Origin of the sequence: Corynebacterium sp. p3-SID1194, assembly GCF_025144155.1 — a bacterium.
Taxonomy (GTDB): domain Bacteria; phylum Actinomycetota; class Actinomycetes; order Mycobacteriales; family Mycobacteriaceae; genus Corynebacterium.
This window is the reverse complement of record NZ_JALXWY010000001.1, coordinates 267746-280030: the sequence shown is the minus strand read 5'-3', so window position 1 is coordinate 280030 and position 12285 is coordinate 267746. Positions and strand designations below refer to the sequence as shown.

The following is a 12285-nucleotide window of genomic DNA, read 5'->3' as shown; positions in this document are numbered from 1 at the left end:
TCAACCGGTCAGGCACTTAGGGAGGACGTGGAACGCATGAGCTACGACAACCGTGATAACGACCGCCGTGGAAATGGCGGCGGCTCCGGCCGTGACCGTGACCGCGGCCGAGGCCGTGATCGGGACGATCGCCGCGACCGCCGACATGGTGGCGACAAGCGGGACGGGCGCCGTGATGGCCGGCGCGATGACCGCCGCGGCGGCAACAAGGTGCGCCACGACCGCTCTAACCCGTACCGCCAGGGCTTCCGCGAGGACCGCATGGCTCAGAAAGAAAACGAGCCGGCAATCCCGGACGATATCGATGTCGCGGATCTGGACCCGTCGGTGCTGCAGGATCTGCGTGTTCTGTCGAAGGACAATGCCGACCGCGTGGCCAAGCACATGATCATGGCTGCGACCTGGATGGCGGACGATCCGAAGCTGGCGCTCAGCCACGCCCGCGCGGCGAAGAACCGGGCTGGCCGCGTCGGTGTCGTGCGTGAAGCAGCGGGCATCGCCGCGTATCACGCAGGGGAGTGGAAGGAAGCGCTTTCCGAGCTGCGCGCTGCACGTCGCATGAGTGGCGGCCCGGGTCTGCTCGCCGTCATGGCGGATGCGGAGCGCGGTCTCGGCCGCCCGGAAAAGGCCCTCGAGATCGGTCGCAGCCCAGAGGCGCGCGAGCTTGACGAGGATTCGACGATCGAGCTCGCCATCGTCATGGCTGGCGCACGCCACGATATGGGCCAGCACGAATCGGCGTTGGCGACGCTGCAGCAGCTCAATCCGACGATGAAGGGCGACAGCTTCGAGCACATCCGCCTGTCCTATGCGTACGCTGACGCGCTCGCGCAGGTTGGCCGCACCGACGAGGCCAAGCAGTGGTTCGAGCACGTGGCTAAGGTCGATTCCGACAAGCTGACCGACGCAGCCGACCGCCTGAAGGAATTCAAGTAGCGCTGACGAAGGGGAGAGACCTGCTGTGAGAATCACGCAGCTTTACGACGCATTATTGCTCGACCTGGACGGCACCGTTTGGGCCGGCGATAACGCGATCCCGAAAGCAGTGGAGGCCGTCACTGCGGCCAAGGATGCCGGTCTATCTGCCTCCTACATCACCAACAACGCGTCCCGGCCGCCGTCGGAAGTCGCTGCAAAACTGACTGCGATGGGGCTGCCAAGCGAATCGGCAGACGTGCTGACCTCCGCGCAGGCCGCTGTGCAGTTGGCTACGAAACACGCCCAACCCGGCGAGAAGATTCTCGTGATCGGTGCGCCCTCGTTCGCGGACCTGGTGCGGGAAGCCGGCTTCGTTCCGGTGGATTCTGCAGATGAGTACCCCAAGGTCGTTGTTCACGGCCATTCGCCGGACAACGGTTGGCGCCAACTCTCCGAAGCAGCTCTCGCCATTGCACAGGGCGCGAAATATATCGCGAGTAACCTCGACACGACACTGCCGATGGACCGCGGACTCATGGTTGGCAACGGCTCGATGGTCGCGGCAGTGACCAGCGCTACCGGCGTGACCCCGCAGGCGGCGGGCAAACCAGAGCCCGCGATGTTCGAGCTCGCGAAGGCGAATCTCTCTTCATCCCGCCCCTTGGCCGTCGGAGACCGTTTGGATACCGATATCGCAGGCGGTGTCGCCGCGAAGATGGACACGCTCCACGTGCTCACCGGTGTGTCTGGTCCGCTGGCGCTCATCGCTGCACCGCCAGCTCAGCGGCCGAGGTTCATCGCTGAAGACCTGAGCGTGCTCAGTGACGACGTGGACGTGGACGAACTCCGCCCAGCACCGCAGGGCGGATTCACCGCGACGCGCAACGGCGACGAGGTCACACTCGACGGCGGCACTGAGTCGTCGAGTCCGCTTCAGGCCCTGCGCACAGTTCTCTTCGTCGTGTGGGCAGACGGGGGAGACAACGGTTCAGTCGTCGTCAAGCCTGCTTCCGATGTTGCGCGTGCCGCTACCCAGGCCTGGTGGTGAGCGATATGAAACCGTCCGCACCGAAGCCGCACGATCCGCGCACGCCGTCCGTTTCCGTCGATGATGTGCGCGAACAATACGCGGCAGCGCTCACCGATGATCCCCACCTCGTGGAACGAGATGAAAACGGCGAAGAGGTCGTCGTCACCGACGAACTGGCCGTCGAATTGGCGCGCTACGAAGCAGCGTACGGCGTGCTCGCATCGGCCCTACAGGACGGGGAGTAGCGCATGCCGCCAGCAAGAAGAAGACTTGACGCCGAGCTCGTCCGCCGCAAAATCGCGCGCTCCCGCGAACAGGCCGTGGAGTGGATCAAGGCGGGACGCGTTGAAGTCGGCGGCTTCGTGGCCAAAAAGCCCGCCACGATCGTCGAGCCGGATGTGTCCATCAAAGTCGCGAAAGACGACAACGATGATTGGGCATCGCGCGGCGCGCATAAATTGCTTGGCGCGTTGGAAGCGTTTGAGCCGCAAGGTCTCAAGGTGAGCGGCAAGCGGGCGTTGGATGCCGGGGCGTCGACGGGCGGTTTCACTGATGTGCTGCTGCGTCGCGGCGCGCGCGAGGTCGTTGCCGTGGATGTCGGCTACGGGCAGCTCGTGTGGCGTTTGCAGAACGACGAGCGGGTGAAAGTGCTCGACCGCACGAATACCCGGCACCTCACCCCAGAGCTGATGGACGGGCCCGCTGATCTGATGGTCGGCGACCTGTCGTTCATCTCGCTCGAACTCGTGCTGCCCGCGATCGCGGAGTGCATGACCGATGGTGCGGACCTTCTGCCCATGGTCAAACCGCAATTCGAGGTGGGCAAAGACCGGCTCGGCAGCGGCGGTGTGGTGCGGTCGCCGGAACTGCGCGAGGAGGTCACGCTCGATGTCGCGAGGAAGGCGCTCGAGCTGGGCCTTAGCTGCAGAGCAGCGACCGCATCCCCGCTTCCCGGGCCGAGCGGGAACGTAGAATACTTCCTATGGCTCGTTCGCGACGGTGGCGCAAGCGCCCCGAGCGACGCTGAACTAGCCCGGATCATTCACCGGGCAGTAGAGGAAGGACCGGAAAACTAATGGCCGCAGAAGTCGTTCACGACGCAGGCGGCGCCGAGGAAGTAGGCGCCGCCGACAACAGCGACCGTATTGTCCTTCTCGTTCCGCACACCCGCCGCGAAGGCAATATCGCGTCCGCGAACCGCGCGACCGAGCTCCTACTGGAAGCAGGTCTGACGGTGCGGCTGCTCGGCGACCGCGATGTCCCGTTCACCGATAACTACCCGGCCCTGGCGGGGCTGGACACCGTCGACCCGGGGCCGGACGCCGCGAAGGACTGCGAGCTGGTGCTCGTCCTCGGCGGTGATGGTACTTTCCTCGGCGCAGCCGGCATGGCGCGCGAACAAGACGTGCCGGTGCTGGGCATCAACCTGGGCCACATCGGCTTCCTTGCCGAATGGGAGGAAGACAGCCTGGAGACAGCTATCCGGCGCGTCATCGACCGCAATTATCGCGTCGTCGACCGCATGACCATCGATCTGACCGTCCACGATTCCAATAATGACCTCGTGGGAGAAAGCTGGGCGCTCAACGAGGCCAGCCTGGAAAATATCGACCGCAGCGGCGTTCTCGACGCGATCTTGGAGGTCGACTTCCGCCCGGTGAGCTCGTTTGGCTGCGACGGTGTGCTCATTTCTACTCCGACAGGCTCGACAGCCTACGCATTCTCCGCCGGCGGCCCGATCCTGTGGCCGGAGCTCGACGCTATTTTGGTCGTGCCCAATAATGCGCACGCGCTGTTCACCACGCCGCTCGTGGTCTCGCCGCAGTCGACGGTCGCGGTGGAATCTCTGATCACCACCACGCACGCGAAGGTCGTCGCCGACGGAATCCGCCAGGTGGACATGCCGCCGGGCTCCCGCCTGGAGGTCGTTCACGGCCACCGTCCGGTGCGCCTCGTGCGTCTCGACGACAGCCCGTTCACCGACCGTCTCGTGCGCAAGCTGCACTTGCCGGTCAATGGTTGGCGCGGCCCCGTGGTCAAGGACGATAACTCGTATTCTGAGTCTGTCACCAGGCGCGAAGCGCACTGACACGCTATTTACGCCCGACAAGCTCAAAGGTCTGCATGCTCGTAGAAATTTCGATCGACAACCTCGGGGTCATCCCGCATTCGCATGTCGAATTCGCCCGCGGCCTCAACGTGCTCACCGGCGAGACCGGTGCGGGCAAGACCATGGTGGTCACCGGTTTGCGTCTGCTCACCGGCGGGCGCGCGGATGCGTCGAAAGTGCGCACCGGGGCACAGCAGGCGGGAGTTGAGGGGGCATTCAACGCCGACGCGCTGGACGAAAAGTCGCGCGAAAGAATCGCTACGCTTATCGACGACACCGGTGCCGCCGCCGACGAGAACGGCGAATACTTGGCTGTGCGCACAGTGAAAGCCACTGGTCGTTCTCGCGCGCACCTCGGCGGACGTACGGTGCCGGCGGCGACATTGAGCGAATTCACCGGCGAACTGTTGACGATTCACGGTCAGAACGACCAGTTGCGCTTGCTCTCACCAGCGGAGCAGCTTGCTGCACTCGACTCCTACGACCCGAAGATCGGGCCGCTCAAGGAGAGCTACCGCGACTCGTTCACCGCATGGCGGAAAGCATCGAGAGATCTCGAGGAGCGGGTGACGAAGCGCCGGGAGCTCGCCCAAGAAGTGGACCGGCTCACCTTCGCTGTGGGCGAGATCGATGATGTCGCCCCGGAGGTCGGCGAGGACACTGAATTGGTCGCATCGGTCAACCGCCTTCAGGATGTCGACGCTTTACGTGAGGCAGCGCAGGAAGCGATCGTCGCGATTGACGGCGCGGACGCCGTCGGCGAATTCAGCGCTGACGAGGACACCGCTTCCGATCTCGTCGGCCGGGCTGCAGCGGCGTTGACCGGATCGAGCGACGAGCAACTGCGCGCGCTGGGGGAGCAGCTCAGCGACGTCGCCTCGGTCCTCTCCTCCGTGTCCGGTGAATTGGGCATGTACCTGTCCGAATTGCCTAGTGACCCGGAAGAGCTCGAGCGTCTCCTGCAGCGCCAGCAGGAACTCAAAGGCTTGACCCGGAAGTATGCGCCGGATCTCGCCGGTGTACTGAAGTGGCGCGACAAGGCGCAGGCCCGACTTGAATCGATCGACACCTCCGCCGAGGCCCTTGACCAACTGAAGAAGAAGGTCGCCGAGCACAACAAAGCCATGGTGTCGCGGGCGAAGAAACTGACCAAGGCGCGCACTGCGGCGGCGGAAAAGCTCAGCACAGCTGTGACTGAGGAATTGCGCGGCCTCGCCATGCCGAAAGCGCGGATCACCGTCAACGTCGACAAGCAGGACTACGACCGCAATGGCGCTGATGCAGTTGAGTTGCGGCTCGCCCCTAATGATTCTCTCGAACCTCAGCCGCTCGCGTCGAGTGCGTCCGGCGGCGAGCTTTCGCGCGTCATGCTGGCGCTCGAGGTGATTCTCTCCGCGCAACGTGGTGGCGCGACCTTGGTCTTCGACGAAGTCGACGCCGGAGTCGGTGGACGGGCAGCGGTGGAGATTGGTCGCCGCCTTGCCCGCCTCGCCCTGAACAACCAGGTGATTGTGGTGACGCACCTCCCGCAGGTCGCTGCCTATGCCGACAACCACTTGCACGTGGCCAAGAATGTGGGTGACGAGACGGTGACGTCCGGTGTGAAAGAGCTGCACGGTGACGAACGTGTCGACGAACTCGCCCGGATGCTCGCCGGCATGGATGACTCCGCATCGGGCCGCGCCCACGCAGCTGAGCTTCTGGAGAAAGCTCGCGCCGATGTGGAGGCGTTCCGCGCCTAGACTCCGGCGGGGTGCCGCGCGCTGTGAATTCTGTCGCCTGTTCCGCGCGCCTTCACCGAATATCCTGCTCCGACGGGCAGAATCATGACCCATGAGCTCAACTTCCCGTACTCCCTCCGCCGAGAAGAACGGCACGAAGGCGTCCTCTTCCGGAAGCACGTCCACCAGCACGAAGGTGACCGCCTCCAAGGCAGACGCACCGGAAAAGCAGCTGGAAAAGCAGCCGGCCAAGAAGGTCGCCGATAAAACGGCGATCACCGAGACCATTAGCGGTTCCTTGCGCGATTGCACCCCACAGGGCAAAGGCATGCGCAAATTCAACGACGGCGATATCGCGATTGTCGACGCGCCTGACATGAGCCGTCGCGAAGCTCAGGCGCTGGTGGAAAAGCGTCCTGGCGCGGTGGTGAATATCGCGAAGTTCTCCTCCGGAAATATTCCCAATTATGGTCCACAGCTGCTTCTTGACGCAGGAATTCCGCTGCTGGAAAACGCCGGCGCTTCCACGCGCGGTTCTTTCCGCGACGGCAAGAAGGGCTCCGTGACCGCGGACGGCGAGGTGCGCGCGGGCAAGAAAGCGATCGCGCAGGCTGACGCGCTTGACCGTGCAACGGTCGACAGCGCTTTCGACGAATCGCAGCAGCACCTGGTCGACCACATGGAAGCCTACTTCGGCAACTCCATCGAGTTCATTCATTCTGAATCGCCGTTGCTTGTCGACGGCGTCGGCGTCCCCGAGCTCGGCGATGTCATCGCGGGACGCAAGGTCCTCATCGTCAGCCCGACTGGTGATACCCGGGAGCGCATCGAGACTATGCGCAATTTCATCCGCGAGTTCCAGCCGGTCATTATCGGTGTTGGCGCAGCCGCCGATACCCTGCTGGATGCGGGCTACTCCTGCGATTTCATCGTGGGCGATCCGGCAGATATCTCCAACGACAATCTGCGTGGAGATGCCCGCGTGATTCTCCCGGCAGACCCGGACGGCCACGCCGCAGGCCTGGAGCGGATCCAGGACTTGGGCGTCGGTGCCGTGACGTTCCCGGCGGCAACGGATTCGCCCACTGATCTCGCCATCTTGCTCGCGGTCTTCCATGACGCGGAGACCATCGTCACCGTGGGCGACAACCTGGATCTGGACCGCATCTTCGCCGGTGACGAAGACGCCACGCCCGCAGCGATGCTCACCCGTTTGAAGGCGGGCAACCGCATCGTGGATTCGCGGGTGATCGAGAATCTCTACGAAAAGTCCTCCTCCGGCAGGGGCATCGCTTGGGCGTGGGCGATTCTCGGATTGCTGGTCGCCGTCGCCACGGTGATCCTCATTGTCGGTCTGATGGGCAACGGTTCCTTCGTCGACAACCTCATCGACACCTGGAATAACTTCGCACTGACCGTCCAGAACTTGTTCTCGCGCTAAAAGGGGAGGAATCGCTTCAACATGCCGAAGAAGAAGACCGGAGCACCGGGTTTGGTGGCAAGCGGCCTCGCGTGGGGCATCGCGGCCGGTATCGCTTTGGGCGCGCTCGTCGTCGCCCCCTCGATGGCACCGATCGCAGACAACAGCTTCAACCACATCACGGGAAGTTCGTCTGAGGACGGCGGGAAGAAGACTGCCGCCGACGAAGAGTCCCAGCGTCAGGTGGATGCGGCGAACGCTTTGCTCGGGAACACGTCGACGAAGATCGTCGAGGGTGCGCTCGATCAGCGCCCGTTCATGGTGATCCGTACCCCGGACGCCAACGCTGACGATGTCGAAGTGACCAGTTGGTTGGCAAAGCAGGCCGGCGGCGTCGCGTCGGGCCAGATCACGCTGACCGATAAATTCTTGTCCCCCGAAGGTGCAGATGAACTGCGTTCCATTATCGCCACGACGTTGCCGGCGGGCGCGCAGCTGTCCGTCGACAACCAGGAGCCGGGTGTGCACGCCGGTGAGTCCCTCGGCGCGGCGTTGATGTTTGACCCCAAGGGCGATCAGCCGCTCGCCACCGTCGAAGACCGTGCCGTGGTGCTGCAGGCGCTGCGCGATGCCGGATTCATCGAGTACGCCGACGGGACGATCACGCCGGTCCAGGGCATCATCCTGGTCACCGGCGGAACGCTTAACGAGGAAGAAGCGGAGGGCAATAAGGACGAGAGCAGCGTCTACTCCGCGACCGTGATGGCTGACTTCGCGCGCGCACTCGATTCGAAGGGCGATTCTGTTGTGCTTGCCGGCCGCCGTGGCGCCGCCGCCGAGAAGGGGTCGTTGGCGCAGCTGCGTTCGGACGAGAAGTCGAAGGTCTCCACCGTCGACTCGCTGGAATCCGAGACCGGCAGGATCTCGACTGTGCTCGCACTCGCCGAGCAGATCAACGGCGGTTCCGGCGCGTACGGTTCTGCGTCGAATGCGAATGCGGATATGCCCGCTCCGAAGCCGGAGTCGCGTCGCGGGAACTGACCTCGGCGCTATCGTGGGCACCATGTCTGATTCCGCACCTAAGTCCGATTCGCAGCGGCACCGTTTCGAGGTGACGGACTCGGAGCTGCTTATCGACGCCCCGATTCTCGCCCTCCGCCGCGACACCGTCACCATGCCAGGCGGGTCAACCGCGACCCGCGAAGTGGTGGAACACTTCGGTGCCGTCGCTGTGGTCGCCGTCGACGCCAACGAACGCATCGCGATGGTGGAGCAATACCGCCACACCGTCGGCCGCCGGCTGTGGGAGTTGCCCGCAGGCCTGCTCGACTTCGACGGTGAAAACGCACTCGTCACCGCTCAGCGTGAACTCGTCGAAGAGGCGGGCCTGAAGGCAGGGAAGTGGTCGGTGCTCGTCGACTTGGTCACCTCTCCCGGGTTCGCGGAAGAAGCAGTGCGCGTTTTCTTGGCCACAGATCTCACCGAGACCGAGCGACCAGAACCAGAAGAGGAAGAGGCCGACATGGCTTTCGCGTGGGTGCCGCTCGATGAGGCTCGCGCCGATGTCATGAATGGCCGTATTGCGAACTCGATCGCCATCGCGGGCATTTTGTCCGCCTCCGAGGTACTCGCCGGAAGGGCGGAAGCACGCAGTACAGATACGCTTTTCGACCTGCGTCCCACGCACATGCCGAGGCGTCGCCGCGAGGAAGGGATCACGCCCGACATGAAGAAGATCAAATAGAAAGTCTCCAGTGTGGACGCACGAACAGTCGGCCAGCTCTGGCTCGACCACCTCGCCGTTGAGCGGGGCGTATCCGACAACACGCTGAGCAATTACCGCCGCGATGTCGAGAGATACCTCAATTGGCTCGAAGACACTGGCAAAACAGACCTTGGCGAGGTCGCATCGACGGATCTTGAAGACTATGTCGCAGATCTGCGGCGCGGGGGAGACGGGAAAAAGGGGTTGGCGGCGTCGTCGGCAAGCCGTGCCCTCGTGGTTGCGCGCGGCCTGCACAAATTCGCGGTGAGCGAGGGAGTGGTGGCAGCCGATGTCGCGGCGGGCGTGTCCCCGCCGAAGCTCGGAGAGAAGCTTCCGGACACGCTCAGCATCGACGAAGTGGGCATGCTTCTCGACGCCTGCCCCGACGAGACCCCCACCCAACTGCGCGACAAGGCGCTGCTTGAAATCCTCTACGCGACTGGTGCCCGAATCTCTGAGGTGCTCGCCTTAGTCGTGGACGATATTGCTGAGACCCGCGATTTCATCAAGGTCACTGGCAAAGGCGACAAACAGCGTGTGGTTCCGGTAGGCGGCGCCGCACAGCGTGCTCTCGAGGCGTATCTCGTCCGTGGGCGCCCGGCGTTGTCGGCGGGGAAGTCCCACGCCGTGTTCCTGAACAAGCGCGGCGGTGCGCTGTCGCGGCAGAGTGCGTGGACGATCATCAAGGACGCTGCGTCACGAGCAGGCCTCGACAAAGAGATCTCCCCGCACACGATGCGCCACTCCTTCGCCACGCACTTGTTGGAGGGGGGTGCCGACGTGCGCACAGTCCAGGAGCTGCTCGGTCACGCCTCTGTGACGACGACTCAGATATACACCCACGTCACACCAGAAAACTTGCGTGAAGTGTGGACCTCCTCGCATCCGCGTTCGTGACTGCGGGCGAATGACAGCCGTGTAAGATGACCATCAACAGCAAGGCACATCGTTCGCGTTGACAGCGTTGCGGACGCAGGGTGACGCAGGAAACGAAGGAGTGGCTCGGTGACAGAAGACGGACTTTTCAGCGCTTCGGAGCCGGAGGTCGGGCTGACGGGTCGGCCATTGCGTGAGTTCCCGCAGCCCAAACCTCTGGACAAGCACGGCCCCGCGACCATCATCTCGATGGTCAACCAAAAGGGTGGCGTGGGCAAGACAACGTCCTCGATCAACCTCGGTGCGTGCTTGGCGGAGCAGGGCCGCAAGGTCCTCTTGGTCGACCTTGACCCGCAGGGCGCACTGTCCGCAGGTTTGAACGTCACCCACGACGAGGATCAGGTCACGGTCTACGACCTCATGCTGGACAACACCTCGTCGATCCATGCCGCGATCAAGCACACCAATGTGTCCGGCTTGGACATGGTTCCGGCGAATATCGATCTGTCTGCGGCGGAGATCCAGTTGGTCAATGAAGTCGGTCGCGAGCAAACCCTCGGCCGCGCTCTGCGCCCTGTGCGCGGGGAATATGACTTCATCATCATCGACTGCCAGCCGTCGCTCGGGCTTCTCACCGTCAACGCCCTGGCGTGCTCGCAGGGCGTCATCATCCCGATGGAATGCGAGTACTTCTCTCTTCGCGGGCTCGCATTGTTGACCGACACGGTGGAGAAGGTGCGCGATCGCATCAATTTCGACCTGGACATCGTCGGAATTCTGGTGACCATGTTCGATCGCCGCACCACTCACGCCCGCGAGGTGATGGACCGCGTCGTGGAAGTCTTCGGCGACCGGGTCTTCGACACGGTGATCACCCGCACGGTTCGCTTCCCGGAAACGTCCGTGGCCGGCGAGCCCATCATCACCTGGGCTCCGAATTCGCCCGGCGCGGAACAGTACCGCAACCTCGCCCTTGAAGTCATCGAGCGCACCTCCTGACCGTATGACGACAGCTGAAAAGATCGATCCGCGCGACCCCGCCTTTGCGGGCGAGGGGTATCAGCCGGAGATCACCGGGTTCACCCTCGTGCTGAATAATTTCGAGGGGCCGTACGATCTCTTGCTGAATTTGATCAGCTCCCACAAGCTCGATGTCACCGAGGTGGCGTTGGCGGAAGTGACCGATGAGTTCATCGCCTACGTCAAGCAATTGGGTGAGACCGCCGAGCTGGACGAGATCACTGAGTTCCTCGTCACCGCGGCGACGCTGCTCAATTTGAAAGCACAGCGGCTGCTTCCGCGCAACGGAGACGACGAGGAGGAGGACCTCGAGTTCCTGTCGTCGCGCGACCTGCTTTTCGCGCGCCTTTTGCAGTACCGCGCCTACCAGCAAGTGGCGGACCAGTTCGAACGTTGGCAGGCGAGTGCTCGCCGGCGTTATCCGCGTGCCGTAGGCATGGAAGAGGCCTTCTCTGATGTGCTCCCGCCCGTCGCGCTGGGGCACACGCCTGGTTCTTTCGCCGAACTCGCGGCATCGGTGTTCCGTCCGAAGCCGCCGGAGGAAGTCCGAGTCGATCACCTTCACATCCAGCCGGTCTCCGTGCCGGAGCAGGCGGGAAAGCTGTTGGACACGCTCAAGCTCGCTGGGCCGCAGCACTGGCTGACGTTCACTGCTCTCACGCGTGATTGCACGCGTTCGATGGAAGTGGTCGGGCGTTTCCTCGCGGTGCTGGAACTCTACAAAGCGCACGCTATTGATGCGCAGCAAGAAGAAGCATTGGGGCAGCTCGATATTTCCTGGACAGGCAAGGACGTCGATCCGGCTGTGGTCGCCGCCGCGAACTGGGAGTAGAAAAGGACGGCTTTCATCATGACTGAATCCGGATCCATGCCGATGGTGAGTCAGTTGCGCTCGCAGGTCGAGTCCATCTTGCTCGTCATTGACACTCCGGCGCTCGCCGCAGATATCGGCGGCGCGTTAGGTGCCGCGGAGTCAGATGTCACGGCTTGCCTCACTCAATGGGCAGACGAACTCGAACAACGCGGCTCTGGCATGGACGTGCGCGAGACATCTGAAGGCTGGCGCCTTTTCACGCGGACGGAAAATGCCGACGCTGTCGAGGCATTTCTTGTCGACGGCGCGCACACGAAACTGTCACGCGCGGCGATGGAAACACTCGCCGTGGTGGCCTACCGCCAGCCTGTCACCCGTGCGCAAGTCGCAGCCGTGCGCGGCGTGAATGTCGACGGAGTGATCCGAACACTGACACTCCGCGGACTCATCGCTGAAGTCGACCCGGACGAGGCGACGGGCGCGCACCGCTACGTCACTACCGAACTGTTTCTCGAGCAGCTCGGCATCGATTCGCTCGACCGCTTGCCCGACTTGGCGCCGCTTCTTCCGGAAGTCGATTCCATCGAAGAGGCCTGGTAGTTTGGGGAGCC

13 protein-coding genes are annotated in these 12285 nt (G+C 63.4%); all 13 read left to right on the top strand.

Translation table 11 applies throughout. The features are described from left to right. Positions 1–36: 36 nt before the first annotated feature. The 13 genes from M3G19_RS01400 (at position 37) to scpB (ending at position 12274) form a co-directional block, all read left to right on the top strand. Positions 37–936, top strand: coding sequence for a M48 family metallopeptidase (locus M3G19_RS01400; RefSeq protein ID WP_259900086.1), 900 nt, complete (start codon positions 37–39; stop codon positions 934–936). Between the two features lie 25 nt (positions 937–961). Continuing rightward, positions 962–1966: an HAD-IIA family hydrolase gene (locus tag M3G19_RS01395; protein WP_259900085.1), complete on the top strand. Its 1005-nt coding sequence runs from the start codon at positions 962–964 to the stop codon at positions 1964–1966. Between the two features lie 5 nt (positions 1967–1971). Further along, positions 1972–2193 (top strand): hypothetical protein, encoded by a 222-nt coding sequence (locus M3G19_RS01390; protein WP_259900084.1) that lies wholly within the window; start codon positions 1972–1974, stop codon positions 2191–2193. Positions 2194–2196: 3 nt separating this feature from the next. After that, on the top strand, positions 2197–3024 hold the full coding sequence (locus M3G19_RS01385) for a TlyA family RNA methyltransferase (protein WP_259900083.1): 828 nt from the start codon (positions 2197–2199) through the stop codon (positions 3022–3024). After that, positions 3024–4037 carry an NAD kinase gene (locus M3G19_RS01380; protein WP_259900082.1) on the top strand — a complete coding sequence of 338 codons (1014 nt, stop codon included), beginning with the start codon at positions 3024–3026 and terminating at the stop codon, positions 4035–4037. The genes M3G19_RS01385 and M3G19_RS01380 overlap by 1 nt, the downstream gene beginning before the upstream one ends. Positions 4038–4072: 35 nt before the next feature. Further along, positions 4073–5800 (top strand): DNA repair protein RecN, encoded by a 1728-nt coding sequence (recN, locus tag M3G19_RS01375; protein WP_259900081.1) that lies wholly within the window; start codon positions 4073–4075, stop codon positions 5798–5800. A gap of 91 nt (positions 5801–5891) precedes the next feature. Continuing rightward, positions 5892–7220 carry a putative cytokinetic ring protein SteA gene (gene steA, locus M3G19_RS01370; RefSeq protein ID WP_259900080.1) on the top strand — a complete coding sequence of 443 codons (1329 nt, stop codon included), beginning with the start codon at positions 5892–5894 and terminating at the stop codon, positions 7218–7220. Positions 7221–7241: 21 nt separating this feature from the next. Further along, a complete protein-coding gene (locus M3G19_RS01365; protein WP_259900079.1) occupies positions 7242–8240 on the top strand; it encodes a copper transporter in 999 nt (332 codons plus the stop codon). A gap of 22 nt (positions 8241–8262) precedes the next feature. Further along, the gene (locus M3G19_RS01360; RefSeq protein WP_259900078.1) at positions 8263–8943 is read left to right on the top strand and encodes an NUDIX domain-containing protein; all 681 of its coding nucleotides are present in this window, start codon (positions 8263–8265) and stop codon (positions 8941–8943) included. Positions 8944–8955: 12 nt separating this feature from the next. Further along, complete coding sequence (gene xerD, locus M3G19_RS01355; RefSeq protein WP_259900077.1) at positions 8956–9861, top strand: site-specific tyrosine recombinase XerD; 906 nt, start codon at positions 8956–8958, stop codon at positions 9859–9861. A 108-nt stretch (positions 9862–9969) separates the two neighbouring features. Continuing rightward, a complete protein-coding gene (locus tag M3G19_RS01350) occupies positions 9970–10839 on the top strand; it encodes a ParA family protein (RefSeq protein ID WP_210571991.1) in 870 nt (289 codons plus the stop codon). A gap of 4 nt (positions 10840–10843) precedes the next feature. Then, positions 10844–11692: a ScpA family protein gene (locus M3G19_RS01345; protein WP_210571990.1), complete on the top strand. Its 849-nt coding sequence runs from the start codon at positions 10844–10846 to the stop codon at positions 11690–11692. Between the two features lie 18 nt (positions 11693–11710). Next, positions 11711–12274 (top strand): SMC-Scp complex subunit ScpB, encoded by a 564-nt coding sequence (gene scpB, locus M3G19_RS01340; protein WP_259900075.1) that lies wholly within the window; start codon positions 11711–11713, stop codon positions 12272–12274. Positions 12275–12285 lie beyond the last annotated feature (11 nt).